This window comes from Texcoconibacillus texcoconensis (assembly GCF_014202575.1).
Classification (GTDB): Bacteria; Bacillota; Bacilli; order Bacillales; family Salisediminibacteriaceae; genus Texcoconibacillus; species Texcoconibacillus texcoconensis.
Genome location: NZ_JACHHB010000002.1, coordinates 158,505 through 178,046 on the forward strand (window position 1 = coordinate 158,505; position 19,542 = coordinate 178,046).

A 19,542-nucleotide genomic window follows, 5' to 3' on the forward strand; every position below is an offset into this window, starting at 1 on the left:
TTCTTACACATTTAAATTACCTTATTACCTCTCACCCCATATGCACCTGTTTTTCAGATGATTGCACTCCTTACACCATTGTTAATCAAACTGTAAAAGGCATTGATGAACTATCATCAATGCCTTTTCGAATAATCGACTAGTTAATTTACTTGATTGCATATGCACAGTCAAACCTCTAAAGTAACATCGAAATTTTATTGATCAAGCAATTTCCAAAATGCCATGTCTTCCATTAGTTCATATTTATTATTAGATACATTTGTAACTATACTTTTGTGTTTTTGTAGTTCCCTTATTTTATTCATTAATTGTTCTGTTTCAGTTTGAGTTTCTGGATTAAATACATTTTGCACTTCTTTTTTCTTAATTGTCGGTACACGGTGAACAATCCAAGTTAATATATAATCAGCATAGTCACTGTCACTAGTTGCAAAATGGCTCAAGAACTGTGTTGAAAGAATAGTTCCCACCCCGTATTCACGACCTTCTTTCATTATGTTTTTCAATGATTTAAACCCTTGGCTAATGAAGTTATCCGCTTCATCTACAAGTATCATCTTCGTTAACTCACGGTAATCACCTTGAATTTCACTATGCCCTTTGGCTGCCATTTGAGAGTAAAAACTATCTAGCGTCATGCCGACAATTAAGTTCTGTATACTACGGTCATATCCTGATAGGTTAATAACTGTAACACCATCAATCATTTCAAACAAAGGCATTGTTTTATCATTTTGATCGGAAAATAATTGAAAGTTATCTATTTGCTTTAGAGCTGCATATAAACTGTCTTCTTTTGTTTCTTCTCGATTAAAGAAGCGGTTACACACTTCTTTAAAAGTTGGAGGCGTTTTTTTCCATGTAGATGGGTCCCCACGGTCTATTCCTCTAACCTCATACGATTCCAAAATAATATCATTAATAGTTTGCTGCTGCTTCACCCCTAAACCAAATGCCGTTGATATCGTTTCTTTAATAGTACTTGCTGTGTGAACTGGAAGTAGTGGTTTGAAACTTTGTCCTTCATAAAGGGCTAATGGATTAAAAGGTAAATGGTAAGGATAATAAACCGTTGCATTTGTTGCTTGCACAAAGTCATCCTTAATATAGTCTCCTTTATAATCAAAGATCAGCATTCCTAACTCTGTCCCATTTACATTATATACAGCCTGACCGTGTAACTGTTTAATCAAGGACTTTGTAAATTGTGTTTTTCCAGTACCCATTGTTCCAATAATTCCTGTGTTTGTATGCATTGTTTTACTCGTTGTCGTTGGATACCAAATCAACGGGTCTTTAGAGTCAGTTTTATGTCCGAATAAAATATGCATAGGCTCTTTAGGTTGTTGAACTGATATTGACTGTTCATTATCTTTAGAATCCTTAAATTGAACCTCTTCACAGTCAGGTTCATGGGGATGACCTTGATTTTTATTATCTTTTTCTCGAGTTTCGTAATTCACAAGTCCATCTTTTGCAACATTATTAACATTGTTATTACTTTTCTTATATTGATACCAAAAAAGTTTTTCTTTTGGGAAGTCATCCTCATTTTGATGCAGACGTTCAAATAATGATTTCTGTGCCAATGCAAGATATTGATAACCGTCTTTCTCAGTTAAAGAGACCTGTAGAATATCATCGTCATCCTTTTTTACATCACGAAAAATATTTTCTTTTTCAAATATAATAATGCCACTACTTCCCATAATAAAACTATGGTCTTTACTTATTTCGTAATCATCATTAAAAATTTTTGTGCGAACAGATTCATTTAAAATAACATCCCAATCATTATCTTCCCAAATATTATATAACTTAAGTTTTTTTGCACTTACTATTGTTAAGTGCATAAGAAAGTCTCTATATACTTTACTCGGAAAACAATTTTGGTTTAATTGTTGGTAAATAGTTTCAGCTGTTGATTGAACTTGAGTTTTAGCTTTACCTATAACATTTCCAGTTATATTGCCAATTTTCACTTCTATAGGATAGAAAAATACTTTCAGCTTTTCGTTGCTAGTATCAATACCAACTAACAATATATCATCGCTTTTTGGGCCACTTAACCCAAGATTTTTGGCAGAAAAAAGACCTCCTCTTTGTTCTAGTCCAACTGCTCCTGATACACGTAATACTTCTTCTAATGATAATGGTACCCAAACAATATCAGAGTGAGCAAAGAATGCCAAACTAAATTTAACTGCAGACAATATACTCATTTTTTCTCTAGGAGAATGTGTATTTTGCCCAATCATTTTCAGTAACCAATCACCATTTAAACTATTAAATAAATTAATAATTTCGTTTGTAGTACCTTCCGAGATATCAGTAACATGTTTTGAAAGAAACTCTTCAATAACTACTTCAAATTGTTTTGTTTTTTCTGTAACAGTAATAGCATCATAATGATTAGAAGTGCTATATTGATCACTATAATGAAGAATTAATAAGTCTTCCTCAATATGCTTTTCTGTAAAAAAACTTAGATCCACTTTGGGTTCAATAAATGTTACCCAATGTGAAGCTTCATAAATCTTTTTCAATTGCCCCATATCTTTAGTAGAAAACGCAGTAACAATTGTTTTACCGAATTCAAACGTATTTTGTCTCCCTGATGCTAATGCAAGGCTATTATATAATTTCATAAAATAAACTAATGAATTATCATTTGTGTATTTAGTTCCAAACCCTGTTCGGTAAGAATCACCTACAAAAGTTGAATTAATAGAAGAAAATAAACCATTTAAAGTTGCACCTGTCTCTAAACGGTCCATCTGATCAGTGGTTTCATCAACATATTGTTCAAGCTCATAAAAAGTAATATGTGCATATTCTAACCTATTCTCCGTAATATTCCGTTTGTAAAAATTCACTTTTTCTCGAACTATATTTAGCAAATCAGATTTACTCAAATGCTTATTATTTAAGTTCAGATGAAAATGCCTTTCAACTTCTTCCACATTATTGTAAAACGAAATTTCCTCCATTGCTGAATAAGTATTTTGGTCTTGATAAATCGTTATTTCAATAGGCATTAAATCATCAATATTCACTTTGTTGTTAATTTGACTTCTATAGTATTCAAAAATTCCTTGTAGAACTTCTTTTGCATCTCCTAAGTTAATTAGGCTAATTTTCATAGGTGAAGTTTCTACCATTTGGAATAAATATTTGTAGTGCCTTGTAAACTCTTTAATCTTATCTGATACTACCTTAGAAACAAAACTTGTTGATGATTGGTATCGTGCTTTTTTATAATGATTAAAATATGTCCATTCAGGTGAATGTATTTGTTCAACTGGCTTATAAATTTCATTCTCAAAAAAGATATATGGTGTTAAATACTTAGGATCTAGTCGCTTTAAAATTTCTTCTGGGATGTCTTCATTATTATTCGATTGTTGTAACAATGAGTATTGGTACATTACATTCACTGGGTGAAGGGGGGAATACTTCAAGGACTTAATATCATCTGTTGTATTGACAGTCCCTATTAAAGATAAATTTTTTTCTATCTCGGTTAACGTAGCCCCTTCTTCTATATTTAACACACTCTCTTTGTAAGCCTCTATATAATTTTTTGCCAAATCACATAATGTTTGATCCCAATGTGCCATACTTGGTAAAATATCTCTGGTCCGGAAATAATCTAAATATTCATAGTAAGCTTGCGAAACATTGGCCGGAATAGACAATGGACTTAGATTCATTTGTCCACCGGCTTCTATTAAAGCAATTGCATTTTGATCAATAAATGCTTTTTCCCAACGTAAACTTTGTAGTAAATCATGATCCTTAATAATAAACTCTTGATTACCCAATACAGCACGATTTTCGTTTGTAAATATAAAATCTTTTTGTTTTTTACGTTTCATCCTGTAGATCATTATTCCATCAATATACTTTAGTGGTAGAAGCTCAGCAACAAACTTAAGTGGAATACATATATCATTTACTATGAGGTCAAAATAAACTTCTCCCCCTTGATTTTGAATGTATTCGTTTTCCTTTATAAATTTAATCTTTTCCGAACTTTCAACATTTGCTTGTTCACGGTCTTCACTTAGATGAATCTCTTGAATTTCATCACCCTTAGCTTCATTTATGATTAATGAATCATTTGATGAAGCCACTTCAATAAAACCGTTTTTTTTCAAAAATGACACAAAATAGGTTGTTTTTATACATTCAAAAAAAGATTCTTCGAATGGCACAATGGCTATTTTAAAATCAAAAATCGCTCCTTGTTCCTTATAACGAAATCGTAGAAAATTCACTTCAGAATGTATAAATTTGTGAACAAAATTGATTTTTTTCCTATTAATCTTAGCTGCGTCACCAACCATATTACTTAACCCTGATTTATTTAAGTACTGATCAAATTTAAATTCAAGGGAAACATCTTGTGTTTGACTAGGGTTAAAAATAATGATGTGTCTCCTACGACTTTTAGCCTTTGTATCTCCTTCAGCACATTCCCAATAAATTAAACCTTCGTTTGTTTCTTTGATATTATCTTCAACGTAGGAGGGGGGAGTCATATCTTCCTTGTTTTGGTGGGACTTTTGTACAAAACTAAATTCCAGTAATCTCCAATCGTCACTTTCTAAAAAAATATTTACACCGTTTTCATCAAACATCTTTTCGAGGTCATTTGTAAAGTCTCCATAATTTTCAGTCTCTAAAACGAATTGGAAAAGCTCCTGATTTGTTTTTAATCGTTCTATCTGCGTTTTTTCATCATAGCTCATCAATGCAGTATCATAAAAAAGACCTAACTTTTTATAATCATTTTTGGAAATATCCTTATGTAAAGCTTCTAACAGCTCTTGATAATCAAAGATCGAATGAACCTGATTAAGATCATTCAATTGCTCTAACGCAAATGAAATCACAACCTTTGTTTCACTTGAAAGATCAGATACTCTTAACCTTTCTTCTATGTGATTTTGAATAATATCAAATGACAAAGGCATGCCACTCTGTTGCATATTTACTGTGCCGCCAATTATACTATCTAAAGTTGTATGGTGTATAAATAGAATAGCTTTATTTTCAAACAATGGATCATCTGTCCCTACTTTGTTTCTCAATGTAGTTAGAAAATCTGCAGTCACTCCATCCATTGTACTAGCAATAAGAACTTCGCAATCCCCGCACTTTAAACTAAAGCTTTCGTATTCCCCTTGATTTGACCACTTAAAGTCTAAATATAAACCACTGTCCTTTGCACATCCATCTAAGGCCAAAACAAGTGACTCTACTTCATTTAAATGTTCAAACTGTACGTGAAACCGATCACCGGCTTGCACTTCATATTCAGTAAAGTAATCAATGATTTGATCTGCAATAAACTTATAAAACATATTTGACATATTGAGCATCACCACTATCAGATTTTTTCTCTAAGATATTTAACCTTTCATACAATTCAATCACATGTTTTTTGGAAGTCCTATCAAAATACACACCACGAAGTTCTAATTGTTGAAATAACTCCTTTAATAAAATTTTTTCTCGGTCTTTAATACATAACTTTGTTAAAAGTATTAAATATTCTTGAGTTAAGTTTAGTGTATAGCCTAGTGGCCCACTTTGTTTTAAAAAGTGTTCTTTGGCCAATGCAAAAATCCCATCATAATATTGTACAGAAGCCTTTTTTCTACCGGAATGCTGGAACTGATAATTGATACTATGAAACAGTGACCTTACTTCTTTTAAAACAACATTTTCATCTGCATTTTGCGGTACGGGTTTCTTCGCTTCCCAATTCACATCATTTAAACAATTTTCGTATTCATTCTTCCAATTTTCAAATTCATTCGCTAAATCTAGATGATCTTTAGAAGATAATTTTCCTACTACCTCCTTTAACCTATCATAATTCAACTGTTTATAAGTGTCATTTTCGACGTGATTAATCATATTTATACAATTAATATGAGAGAATAATTTTGGCAACTTCGATTGAATCATCTTCCATCCTTGCTTATAACTATCACGGGAACTCGACCTCTTTTCCCAATTAACATTAAAGTATACTGGGTAAATTGCTTCAGTTTTGTTGTCAAACATCCGATCTAAATCTAATACAATCTGGGTTGTATAAAAGAAATAATAGTATATAATCATCATATAAAAATACCGTACTAATAAATTTTCATCTTCTAATAAAAACAATAGGTCTTCAGTAAATAGATTTTTTATGTGTGAATTCATACAAAAGTAATTGCTCTTATTACTTTTGTTAGATGCCATTAAATCAGGCATACTATCATATAGAAGTGCAAGTAAAACTTGTTTAGGCTTTTTTTCAAACGATTCGAGTACCTTATCCTGTATATTTTCATCCACAAGAACACCCGCTAAAAACTCTGCTACTTTTTTTTCATTATTTCCAGCTTGATTTAAATATTTAAAAAACATCGGGTGTGATAAAACAAGTTGTCCATTATCATCAAAGAAAAATTCTTTTATAATGTCAACAAGTTTTTCTTTTTGATCAGAAATAACATTTTCTTTAACATTCTCGAACAACTCTTCCTTTTTGAACTCCTTATAATTTAAGTCACTTATATTTCTTACTAAATTCCCCACAATCGCTTGGTCATCTTTTAACTCGTTTCCTTTAGTCGAAGTCGAATACGGAAGTAACCTAAGTTTACTTTTTGTACTTCCAGACGAATGTGTTAAACGAACCTGTTTATCTAAATCTAGAGAGACTTTGTATTCCTTTTTTAAACTTTCTATGTTTAACCTGACTTCTCTGCTCATTACTCATTCTCCTTAAACTCATAACATCCAAATTGTTGATCTAAAGTTAATGAAAAAGACTTTAAATGGTTACCAACTTTTTGTTTAACCTCTAAACTGCTAGTGCTAGAACCATCTTTTATTAACCCCTGAACTACATCAACGAAGTTTATAAAATTATTTTTATCTTGATTATTTGGTCGATACCCATCTTTCATTTGTTTAATCAACTTAAACAAATTATAGTCAACCCCTACAGTATGTACTTTATTTGAGTCTTTTACATTAAATGAAAGTACCATATGATTTAAAAAGCGCGTTAATTCACTTTTTTCTATCAGTTGATTATGTTCAACGTAAGGCTCAATTACTAATTGTTGACTAACTATATACTTTTGCTGATTACGTCCCACCAATAAGTTTATTTTTCCTTCTTCGGTATTACCATTCCAGTTGTATATTGCAGATATTGTTTCTTTGTAAAATTCCCTTAATCCTTTAACGTCTTTCCTATTCCATTTGAAAAGGATATTTATATATTGGTTATAGAGTTCATCATGAGTGGCAATCGCTTTTTCTTGTGATTCAGTGGTAAACTTATTCAGTCTTAGCAATGTTTGAAATAAAAGTTGCTTAAGCTTTGAATTTACTCCATCTACTTTTCTTAAAATATTTTCTATATTTAATTCTTGAATTATTTCTTTATTTAAATATGACTGAAATATATTCTGTACATCTGCTGTATTAAAAAAACGAATAATTAAATTATCAATATCCCTGCTACGATTTGTACCAGGTTGTATGTATTTAAGACCATAAAACAGATCAGACCTTTTGCTAAATTCATAAAATAGGTTTGGCAAAAAGGCTAAGATATATTGTTCATCATTCATTTTATTAATAGCTGATTCAATGGACGAAAAATTTGTTAAATGCTGAAAACTTTCATCTACTAGTACATGATAAAGTAAATCCAGATATGCTCGAGGAGAAACTATAACTTTATACTTTATCATCAACTCCGAAAGCTGCTGGATAATCGTCATTTGTACTGACTCTCTTCTTAATAATTCATAATTTTTTACCACAGGACATTTTTGCTTTATTGGGCAGGTTGATTGACAAGCTGATTGATATACTTTATTGAATGGATTACGTTCATCTTCGGAGGTTATTTTTTCAAACACTTTTTTTTGAAAATCCGATTTCACACCACCTTCTGCTAACTCAAATAAGTGATAATCACTTAAATTCACAAAGCGAAAAGGTAGCTCTGGATCTATGTCATATGAGGAGTGCTCATCTTCAATAATATTTCTTTCTTCTACAAATGACTTTAGCCGCTTGAACTCATTACCATATTCAGAGTATAAAAAATTACTTAACGTCCCTAAGTTAATGGCAACAATTAGATGTTTACTACCTTCATTTGAATCAAGGGCTTGATCACTAAAACTAGCTAATTCCTCTCGCAATGTATCAACGGAAGTTTTTGTTGGCGAAAAGCTTTCCGTTGCATCATTATGTATATCCATATTATCGAACAACTCTGCATAATTCGAATTTATATGTGAGAGCAAATGAGATTTACCATCACCCACACTCCCACAAACTAAAGTGAGGTGCGGACGCTTCGATTGTTGAACATCCTTTAATATATCTATTAGTTGTTTTTCAAATGACCGTTGAACATGCATATATTGCTTAAACGTATTAAATTTTTCAATATGTTCAACTGCTTCTTTGGATGACTGTTTAAACCTACTAAATTCTAAAATTAAACACGATTGATTATTTGACACACCTATCACCTAATCCCAAATAAAATTCACACCTAAATTTTAACACATTTCGATTATTTAATAATTATTTTTACCAAATTTAAACTAATGTATCCTAATCAAACGGTAGCGTCAATAAGTTTGTGTAATTTTCATAGGGTATCACTCAGGCATTTAATAATGGGTGGCACTTCGGAGCCCCAAGGGGCTCCGAAGTGAAAATTTTCCAAACCCTGCGCTTAATTGCCATAGCGACTTTTAAACATGTCTTGCAGCTCGGCATGAGCTGCGCTAAACCCTCTCAGTTTGCGCTGAGTCCACTTCTCGTTATATTCAACAGACTGGAGATAGACAACTTTTTCTGCCGCCATTTCTGTTGGCAAACTATTCATTGTTTTAGTGCGCTTCTTAATTTCCTTTATTGTCCGTTCAATAATGTTGGTTGTATAAATCATTGGTTGAATAGAGGAAGGATAATCAAGAAACGTTAAAAGGACATTAAGGTCCTGTTCCCATGACTTAACGGATTTTGGGTATTTTTTATACCATTTCTCACGAAATGTTTGAAAACATTCATAAGCTTCATCTTTTGTGTTTGCTTCATAAATGGGCTTTAGATCCTCGGCTAATGCTGATTGGTCTTTTTTCCGAGCACTATTTAGGGTGTTTCTCACTTTATGTACAACGCAACGCTGCACATCCGCCTTTGGATAGACTTCTTTCATTGCGTCTTCTAGCCCTGGCAATCCATCAAAGACGCCAAGCAGAATTTCCTGAACACCTCGATTGTAGAGGTCCAACAGAATATTTCGCCAACCCAAAGAGCTTTCTTGACCACCTACATAGAAGCCGAGAATTTCACGGTAGCCATCTTCAGTGACACCAACAACAAGGTATACGACTTCATTGGCTACATCATCGCGTCGAAGTTTAATGTATGTGCCGTCTAGATAAACGACGGAATACCGAGCTTGAAGTTCTCTCTGTTGCCAAGCTTCAATATCCTCCTCCACAAGATCGGTAATATTACTAATCGTTGCTGGAGAATAGGAATGACCTAAGATACGATCGAGAAAGTGACCGATTTCTCGAGTGCTCATGCCTTTTTGATACATTTGAATAATGGTTTCGCCTAGCCAAGCTTGTTGGCGTTCATATGGGTTAAAAAGCTCAGTCTGAAAGTGATTATCGCGATCTCGCGGAACCTGTAGATCATCAATGCGTCCGTATTTGGTATCAAGCTGACGTTGGTAATGACCATTTTTCGCATTTTTTAGCTCAGGATGTTCATTTTCGAAGAAATTCTCCATTTCTTCCTTCATGATAAGCTCTAACTTTTCTTCAACGAATTCACGAACCATTTCATCTAGTTGATTTTCTAGTGATTTTTGTCCTATACTTGTACTCATAGGTAGGGCATCTCCTCTCAAGTTGATTTGGTCGTTAACTCTGAGGATACCCTACCTCTTTTTTTATCTCAATCTATTACACAAACTATTTTACGTCATCCCACTTTGACACTGCACTTCCCTCATTTCACTATTAGCTGGTATTTAATCAAACTAAACATTAATGTTTTAGCTACAGTTAACTCTTAAAAAGACCAACACTCTTTCAGCTTTGTTTTTTCACGCGCCGCATATAGTGTCATGGCCTCATCACCAACTGCCAACAACATTTATATCTATATTAAACATCAAAATTTTACTTTGGACATTTTTATCTACAAACCCGGACCCCCGGCTCATTCATCACTTTTCTCAAAACGTCATAGGTTGTTCATTTTCGTGTGAGTCGAAAATCATTCTTAACAGTTGTTGACCTGTTTCCTCAAGAATACCTTCTAAGTCAAAACATACACTTCTTACTCTAATATCACCGATTTGTTCATCAAATGATTGTATATGTTTTGTCGGATAAACTAGAATTGCTTCTGCACAATGCTTTGAAGTGGCATAGGAAACAGCTTGGTAAATATCTTGTTGACTAGGTAGTTTTGCAGTTTTGTATTTCGTGTCTATGACCCACTTCACTTCGCCTGTTGCTACATCATAAATGACTAAATCAATGTCCATATACAATGAACTTCGTTCTCCTATTGGAACACGTTCTTGCACTTTCAATTCATACTTTTCAGGTAAATATTCACTTAAGAATTGAGCAACAAAACGTTCGAACAACTGTGCCATATTCACAATAAATGGAAGCATCCTCTGTTCTCCAGTTTGATGGTGTGGGCCCATATGTTCCAAAAATAATTGACACAAGACATGTAATGGCTGATAGTCTACATTCATTCTGTTATATGAACGATTGCGACATTTATTTGCAGCAAGTGGAACAAGTGATACTTGGCTTTGTAGAGCACGATAAGCTCTACCAATATGCTTTTGGACATGTTCACTACACAGTTCACTTTGACGTATCTTCTTCAACGACCATAAAAGGATTTGATTATCCTCTATATCTGAAAGATGCTCATCAAATTCACACACCACCCCTGTATCCAAAGGCCTTCTTAACATATCATGCACATTCCATTTTCCACGAACATAAGGAAGTCGATCTACTTGCTGTTGGTACTCATGATATATCCCTTTTTTTAACCTTTGTTGGATTTTCTGACTTAACAAATAGGCAAGTCGATCATAGAATTCTTGTAACGTCTCACACTCCATCCATCCTTCTAGAAACTGAAAAGATTTTAACTCATAAGCATATTCCAGCATACGAAAAATATTTGACAGTGAAACTTTTGGGGCAAGGTATAGGCCCATATCTGGATTTATTGGTATATATCCAACCCACCCTTGAGATTTTAACAGCCAATGCTCATTAGTCTTTGGCGAAGGAAATTCAACCGTTACTTTACTTCCGTAATTCTCCCAAATCCGTTCTCCCATTTCAGTAGTAATCGTGTTTATCGAAAAAAACTGTGCTTCATATTCTTTTAACGTTAGCCATTCCATGAATTACACCCTTAATCGTTCGTTCACACTTTGCCAACGAAATTGTTGAATTTTGTTTGGCTGATCGAAAAAATACTCTTCTAAATATGGTTCAATTTCCATACACCAAATATCTCCCAAATGTTGGTGAAGGTTTTCAATCAAGAAAAAAGATATACCTATTTCATAATGAGGGTCCCCAATTTGTTCATTCAAGTCGTGTAATACTTCTATTAGTGGCTCAACATTGGTTTCTGTTTGTTGGTGGTATTGACGTAAAATATCATAATTAGGATATAAGGAAATAAAAGCAAACCTTCTACGCAAAGCATTATCCATTAACGCAATCGAACGATCAGCGGTGTTCATCGTTCCGATCACCTTGACATTTGTTGGAATGCTGAAGTTACCTCCTCCGGCAAGTGGAATACTCCGGTCTCTGTATTCTAATAAATACATCAACTCCCCGAACACTCTAGATAGATTCGCACGGTTAATCTCATCGATAATCAAAACACAATCTCCAGTTTTTGTACGAGCTTTTTCACAAAATTCAAGAAAGCGACCAGGAACAACATCATATTGAAGTACTTGATTTTCATTCGTCACAGGTCTTAAACCTTGAATAAAGTCTTCATAAGCATAACTAGGATGAAATTGCACGAGATCAGAAAAGCCCTCGCCACCACCTATGAAATATTTAGCCAACCACTCTGCTATGTATGTTTTACCTGTTCCTGGTGGGCCATATAATATGCCTTGTCCTTTCCTTTCAATGGCACGAATCCATCGATTGATGGCTTCTGTCGATTCACCAATATCATTACTTAAATCAGAAATAGAATAGGTTTGATTCAACTCTGTATTTTCTATCGGATCCTGAGGTATTTCTGTTGGTTCAACATGAATGCTCTTCGACAACTGATTTTGATTAAGTTGGAACAAAAAGAAATCTAGCTCAAGATAATCTTTAACACCCAGTTCAGTATATAGTTCAGTCATTTGCTGCTGAAACTCGTCAATACTTTCAAATGTATAACCTAATCCTTTTAACGCACTTTTTGACTCTTTATTATAGAGTGCAAATTGATCAGGATGAAAAACCATGACTTGGCCTGTTGCAGTATTGTATCCAAAACCTCGAATCTGATATATTTCTCTCGCTTTTTCAATGGGTGATTTTTTCTCATCATTCAATATTTTTATAGCATGATGAATCAGTTCCTGTTTGTCTAGGTCGGTTTCATGTGTTAGTTGAGGGCCAAACTGTCGTGACCCTGATCCCCATATTGAATTCCCATAGTATTGAAATTCCCCCTTTTCTATAGCTTGCTTCAACGCTTCAATACTAGATGTATCCTTTTCACTCATTTCAAAAATATTAACTCTTTTATTATTTATCATCCCATATCCAATCGACCATATCTCTTTATTAAATGTATCCAAATCAACATTCTCCGGACGAGACAGTAATTGACGGATTTGTTCTGCACGAAATCGGCGAATTCTTACAATGAGTTGATTTAACGGCTTTTCATAAAACGTATATAACTCAGTTTTCAGTTTTTCAAGTGTAATGTCGCCACTTATACTCAAGATTTCACACCCCACATATTAATGTTTATATTTCTCCTTTAATGCGTTATATGATGGATCAAATACACTATAAAAAAACAGTGCATTTCACTTTATTCATTTACTTGCCCGAACATTGATATTACTAATATTTTACTATTCAAGCGACATGATTGCCAATGGAAGGGAAGAGACGGAATTCCGCTTCTAATCAAGCAACATACATGTCACGCTGTCCTTCACACACTATTGGTAAAACAACCCTTCCAGCCCAATGATAGCCCCTCTTGCCGACGCTCCTGAACTGCGTCCGCGAGTTGGCGCATCGTTCTTTTTCTTCAGCCATCGTACCAACAACATTCGCAATATACCGCTTCAAGATCACAAGTGCGTCCCTCATTACAAGACACTGATCATACATGACAAAGGCGTATTCGTGTGACCAAAATATGTCCGATAAATGTGAAGAATTAGAGAAGATATATATTTTTAGGTCTATAGTTTTGTTATAGATGATTTAATAGAAGATATTAATGCTATTATTTTTAGTTAAATTCAAAAACCCGAGTGCTTTAAAGGAGGAAGTATTGTGTTTAGCAACAAAAGTCTTATAACAAAAGTAGCATCAGTGACGCTGTTTATTGTTGCTTTGTTAGTCATTTTTTTCTTGTACAAGGGATTTACAGATCAGTCATCACTTAGAGAACATAATGCAGAACGAGAATCAGACCTAATTTCTAATGCAGTGAATAATACGATTACAAACCAGTTTAGGCAAATAGAAATAGGAATTGCTGCAATTGAAGAGAACGAAGACATTATCAATGCATTTGCAGATCGAGATAGAGATCGATTAAATGATTTAACGCTTCCAATCATGGAAAATTTAAGCGATCACGGAATTGAACAGTTCCAATTTCATTTACCAAATGGAACGAGTTTCTTCCGTGCGCATCAGCCTGAAGACTACGGGGACGATTTGACTAGCTTTCGCCAAACTGTTGTGGAAGCCAACCAAAGAGAAGAGGTAATCACAGCCCTAGAAGGTGGCGTAGCAGGAGCAGGATTTAGACATGTTATTCCTATCTCACATGATAACTCACATATAGGTACAGTTGAAATTGGATTAGGTTTGCACAAAGGCATATTAGACCAACTGAAAACAAACTACGATGGAGAATGGTTTTTTTATGGGATTGAGGATGATCAAGCAAGATATTTACTAGGGACCGAAGAAGAAAGTCCTGTCTCTATCACAAATCCGATGATGGAAGATATCAACCAGAACAAAATGATCAGTGAAAATATAGACTCCCACCAGGTTAATATCATTCCTCTCAAAGATTTTAATGAAGATGTCAAATGGTATATACAACGAGTAGAAGACCAAACAGAACAAATCGCGCAAGTCAACAGACAGAACCTAAATAACTTTTTATTAGGAACATTCATTTCTATGATCGGCATTGGATTTATTATTATTCTGTTACGTTCTTTTTTAAAGCCATTAACAGACATGTCCAACCATTTCGAACAAATTGCAAATGGCGACTTGAGCGTTCCATCATTAACTGTTAAAAATAAAGATGAAATTGGAACGTTAGCCATATCTGTAAACAAAATGGTAGAAAGTATCCGAGATTTGATCGGTAGTGCCAATACAATTTCAGAACAGACTGCAGCATCAAGTGAAGAACTTTCTTCTTCATCAACCCAAATTAAAGACAGTATCGAGCAAGTATCTTCAACAACAGAAGAATTAGCCACAGGGGCTACATCACAAGCAGAAGAAACAAATAATGCTTTAGTATTTATACAAACAATAAATGAAGATATTCAGAATATAAATGCAAATTTAAAACAGTTAGATCATCATTCAACTAACGGATTACAAACAAGCAATAAAGGAATTGAAAGCTCTAGTAAAGCCAAAGAGCAAATGAACCTTATTGAGTCTAAAGTGTCAGAAACATCAAATGAGATCATGATTTTAAGTGAAAAATCAAAAGAAATATCTAGCATTTTAAATGTCATTGAAGGAATTTCTGACCAAACAAACCTTCTAGCATTAAATGCTTCAATTGAAGCCGCAAGAGCAGGCGAACACGGAAAAGGATTCGCAGTAGTAGCTGAAGAAGTAAGAAAATTAGCCGAGCAAACCGGTAATGAAATAGACCAAATTTCTTCCATCATTAGCGCAATCCAAACAGAGGTCTCTCAATCAGGACAATCAATGAAAGAAGTCGTAAATCAAGTTCAAACAGGCGGAAAAGTCATTGATGAAAATGTTGATTCTTTTAAAGAAATCGACCAAGTAGTAAGAGAGATGACAGAAACAGTTGGTCAAGTTTCATCAGCAGCCACTCAAATTACCGAGCGTATAGCAGAAAGTGTATCAGCCATTGAGAACATCGCAAGTATTACAGAAGAAAGTTCCGCAGCCTCAGAACAACTATCAGCTACAATGGAAGAACAAAATGTCTCCATGCAGGAAATTAACAGTATGGCAGAAGGCTTAGCAAAATATGCCGAAGACCTTAATGAATCCCTTTCTCAATTTAAATTACACAAATAACCATCGAAACATAAAACCCAAAACATCAAGGCACTTTCTAGAAAGTTGTAAAGTGCCTTGATTTTTAATATACCTTAAAAAGAACGGAGGGAATACATATGAAGAAAACAGCGAAAGTTGTGGCAGCTATCATCGAAAATGAGAACGAAGAAATTTTATGTGCATTACGATCGCCAGAAATGTCTCTTCCTAACTTGTGGGAATTTCCAGGTGGTAAGGTTGAAGAAGGTGAAGACATCTATGCAGCCTTAGCTCGTGAAATTGAAGAGGAAATGCATTGTAAAATTGAAACGGAAGAATTATTCAATGAAAATGTACATGAATATGAGGCGTTTATCATCAACCTGATCGCCATAAAGTGTAAAGTGGTGGAAGGAACCCCTGTAAATAGTGAGCATTCTAAACTCATTTGGTTAAAAAGAGAAAATCTCAACTCATTGAAATGGGCACCGGCTGATATTCCAGCAGTGGAACAATTGGTGAATGAGCTATAAGTCTTAAACTCTATATGCGTACCAAAAAAGAGCCTTCCCGCTTTTATGAGAAGACTCAGACTTAAGCAATCAAATGATATTCTTGTTTGCTTTCGGTAATAGACTCGGTGGCATTTCTTCATTTAATTTCCACTCAAAGCTTATCGGCTTTTCACCATAATGTCTTACGTACTCACACGTACCCAAGAAAGTAAATGGCGCAGTATATCCATTTTCTTTTTTATATTCACGAACAAAAAGTGCAATTTTGTGGTCATTTTCCTTATGGTGAATGTACCGCTGTGCAGTTGGGCTTGATTCTGTCAGTGTACTTTGTGATTGCCAATGAAATAACCGCTCATTAATCGCATAATCTTCATAACGTGTTGATGGCGAGAAGTCCTTTTCGGATTTATTTAGTGTGATAAAAAACGTATCGATTTTCTTATCTTTAAAATGTTTTACACCTTCTCTAAATGCTGGACATTCCTCTTCATTAAAGTAATCGAACGCTGCCATAATTTGTTCCTTAGAATACGTTGAATGTACCGTTAACGGCGTACTAAAATCAAAATCATGTGCTATTTCCAGCGTTTTAATTGATTGGTGATTATACTGCAAAATCCCCTCAATCTCAAATCGCATTTGCTCGTTTTCTAAGATTCTCATTAATCCCTCTTCAACACTTCCGAAACCTTCTTTTTCTGGTTCATATCTGTAAAAAGAATAATAGAGCATGTTACGCATTAGTCTCTCGTCATCTTTAGTAATCTCTCGGTTCCCACGAACATACCCGATAAAAAACTCAAGTAATTTTTTTGAGTTTAAATGAAATAACTTCGGTAATCGCTTCGTAATCTCTACTTCCTTTTCAAGTTTAAAATCAGGAGCAAGTTCCGCTTCAACCAACATTCGTTGAAAAGATCGATTCCCGCTCTTCCCGTAAAAATCATAAAGAGATAATTGATAATAATTTAGAAAGTTTACTAAGTTTAATTCTTGATCACTATTCCTATGGAATGCTTTTAATTTTTGTAACAAGTTTCGTTTCGTGTTATCCGTTGCTTTTATATTGCTTAGAATATATTCCTTTGCTTGCTTCTCTAATTGAATGAAACTTCCCTTTGGTAAATTAGAGAACCCTTTGTCTACATAATGTTTAATAGAGTACTTAGTTTTTCCTATCAATGCACGGAATTTTTCCTCAAAACTATAATTTTTATGGGCTTGTCCTATAAAATCTAAAACCGTTAAACATTCTTTTCCTTCCACCAAGCGTAACCCTCTACCCAACTGCTGTAAAAACACAGTTAGACTCTCTGTTGGACGCAAAAATAAAATCGTATTTACATCAGGAATATCGACCCCTTCATTGTAGAGGTCTGCAACAAAAATAAATGTTATGTCTCCGTTTACCAAGTCATTTCTTGCTGACTCTCTCTCCACTTTTTCCGATTCACCATGTAAAGCAATTGATGGGATGCCTCTTTCATTAAAATAATTTGCCATATACTTCGCATGTTCAACGCCAGCACAAAATCCTAACCCCTTTACTTCGGCAATGTCGGTTACATATTTGTACAAACTATTCACGATTTGATTACTACGTATTTTGTCATTAGTATATACATTCTCTAGTTCTTTTAAGTCATACCCATTTCCTCGCCACTTCAGTTTTGATAAATCCACCGTATCACTAACACAGAAATACTGAAATGGACTTAGCAGTTTTTTATTTATTGCTTCTGTTAAGCGCATTTCTGAAGCAATTCGCCCATCAAAATATGATAAAACATCTTTGCCATCCATACGCTCTGGTGTTGCAGTTAAGCCCAACAACACTTTCGGTTGGAAATGGTTCAGTAATTTTTGATAGGAATTTGCCGCAGCATGATGAAATTCATCAACAATAATAAAGTCATAAAAATCACTTGTTACTTTCTCGTACAATTTCATACTATTAAAACTTTGAATACTAACAAATAAATGATCCAAGGAGCTAGGTTCACTTCCACCAACTAGTAAATCCCCAAAATTAAAATCTTTTAGGATCGCTCGAAACGTATCTCTACTTTGTTTTAAGATTTCTTCTCGATGAGCTACAAATAAAAGTTTTGCACGATTTCCATTCTTTTTCATAAACCTACGATAATCAAAAGCAGAAATAACCGTCTTGCCGACACCTGTAGCGGCAACTAATAAATTCTTATGTCTATCAAACACTTCACGCTCGACTTCCAAGTTTTCTAACATCTCTTTTTGATAATGATAAGGCTGAATGTCAAAGCTAAAGTGAAAGTCAGTATTCTCCTTCTTTTCTTTTTTGGTTAGTGCTAATTTTAAGCGTTCTTGATCTTTTTCCATTTCGCTGTTAAACTTCTTGAATTCCCCGTCGTTCCAATAACTTTCAAAAGTTGCATCAAACTGTCGAATGATATCAAACGAATCTTTTTCTGTAACTTTTAAATTCCATTCTAATCCCGACGTTAGCGCAGGATTGGATAAGTTTGAAGATCCGATATATGCAGTTGTAAAACCTGTAGCACGTTTAAACATATAGGCTTTTGCATGAAGACGAGTCCGATCCACATCATACGAAATTTTAATTTCTGTATTTGGCAGCTTACTCAATTCCATAATCGCCTTATAATCCGTCGCTTCCATGTAAGAAGTAGTAATAATCCGTAACTTCCCACCGCTTTCAGCAAACGATTTAAGCTCATCGATAATGATTCGAATGCCACTCCATTTGACGAAGGAAACTAAAAAACCGATTTCATCCGCTGATAAAATTTCCTTTTTCAGTTCACTAAGCATATCAGGTTCAGAATTAGACCCAGTAAACAGTGAGCTTTCAGCAATTGATGTGACAGGTCGAACTTCTTTTTCTTTCCTCACACTTCGTACACTATTAATCGTAGAATAAACAGAAGTAAGCACTTCTCCTTCTTCTTTAATTTGTAACCTTTTTAACTCTTCATCACTTAGGCGGTTACTCAATGTTTCAATAATACTATTACAAGTTTCAATTTGTTCGAGTAATGCTTCTTTATCATCTGTTACATGATCTCTCACATATTTCAATGCTCTCCTAGTAATAGTCGATATGTAAGAGGACAACATTTTTCTCGCTTCTTCAACGTCTAGTGACTCTTTATTTATTTCAAACTTCTCATTATCCAGTAAATCCAGTTGATCATGTAATTGCTTTGAAATAATTTCCTCATAAATACCTTGATGTGGAATGGAGATCCCCTCCTTTTCAGAAACTACCCCTTCAATTTATTTCAACTGTTGCTTACTCTCATTCTTTAACAGTCAAAACTTCCATTTTATCAAAACACTTTTTCTAGCATAGTTTTAGTTTTACACAGTCACCCATGACCCAATCGGTTGAACAGACTTTTTCATCTCCAAGGATAACCCCCTTA

9 protein-coding genes are annotated in these 19,542 nt (G+C 34.2%); 2 read left to right on the forward strand and 7 right to left on the reverse strand.

What is annotated here, in order from left to right:
- Positions 1-197 precede the first annotated feature (197 nt).
- From dptH to HNQ41_RS02875, 6 genes are all read right to left on the reverse strand, one after another.
- Positions 198-5,381: a DNA phosphorothioation-dependent restriction protein DptH gene (gene dptH / locus HNQ41_RS02850; protein WP_184662913.1), complete on the reverse strand. Its 5,184-nt coding sequence runs from the start codon at positions 5,379-5,381 to the stop codon at positions 198-200.
- The gene (gene dptG, locus HNQ41_RS02855) at positions 5,362-6,780 is read right to left on the reverse strand and encodes a DNA phosphorothioation-dependent restriction protein DptG (RefSeq protein WP_184662914.1); all 1,419 of its coding nucleotides are present in this window, start codon (positions 6,778-6,780) and stop codon (positions 5,362-5,364) included. The genes dptH and dptG overlap by 20 nt, the downstream gene beginning before the upstream one ends.
- Positions 6,780-8,561 carry a DNA phosphorothioation-dependent restriction protein DptF gene (dptF, locus tag HNQ41_RS02860; protein ID WP_184662915.1) on the reverse strand — a complete coding sequence of 594 codons (1,782 nt, stop codon included), beginning with the start codon at positions 8,559-8,561 and terminating at the stop codon, positions 6,780-6,782. Before dptF ends, dptG begins: the two co-directional genes overlap by 1 nt.
- Before the next feature lie 218 nt (positions 8,562-8,779).
- Complete coding sequence (locus tag HNQ41_RS02865; RefSeq protein WP_184662916.1) at positions 8,780-9,949, reverse strand: IS256 family transposase; 1,170 nt, start codon at positions 9,947-9,949, stop codon at positions 8,780-8,782.
- A gap of 351 nt (positions 9,950-10,300) precedes the next feature.
- A complete protein-coding gene (locus tag HNQ41_RS02870) occupies positions 10,301-11,509 on the reverse strand; it encodes an McrC family protein (protein ID WP_221301826.1) in 1,209 nt (402 codons plus the stop codon).
- Positions 11,510-11,512: 3 nt separating this feature from the next.
- Complete coding sequence (locus HNQ41_RS02875) at positions 11,513-13,084, reverse strand: McrB family protein (protein ID WP_221301827.1); 1,572 nt, start codon at positions 13,082-13,084, stop codon at positions 11,513-11,515.
- Positions 13,085-13,652: 568 nt separating this feature from the next.
- On the opposite strand from HNQ41_RS02875, the gene HNQ41_RS02880 reads away from it, so the two are divergent.
- Together HNQ41_RS02880 and HNQ41_RS02885 are read left to right on the forward strand one after the other, a co-directional pair.
- Positions 13,653-15,638, forward strand: coding sequence for a methyl-accepting chemotaxis protein (locus HNQ41_RS02880; RefSeq protein ID WP_184662917.1), 1,986 nt, complete (start codon positions 13,653-13,655; stop codon positions 15,636-15,638).
- A 98-nt stretch (positions 15,639-15,736) separates the two neighbouring features.
- On the forward strand, positions 15,737-16,132 hold the full coding sequence (locus HNQ41_RS02885; RefSeq protein WP_184662918.1) for a (deoxy)nucleoside triphosphate pyrophosphohydrolase: 396 nt from the start codon (positions 15,737-15,739) through the stop codon (positions 16,130-16,132).
- A 69-nt stretch (positions 16,133-16,201) separates the two neighbouring features.
- Here HNQ41_RS02885 and HNQ41_RS02890 read toward each other — a convergent pair whose 3' ends face one another.
- Positions 16,202-19,357 carry a DUF3427 domain-containing protein gene (locus HNQ41_RS02890; RefSeq protein ID WP_184663086.1) on the reverse strand — a complete coding sequence of 1,052 codons (3,156 nt, stop codon included), beginning with the start codon at positions 19,355-19,357 and terminating at the stop codon, positions 16,202-16,204.
- Positions 19,358-19,542: the final 185 nt, after the last annotated feature.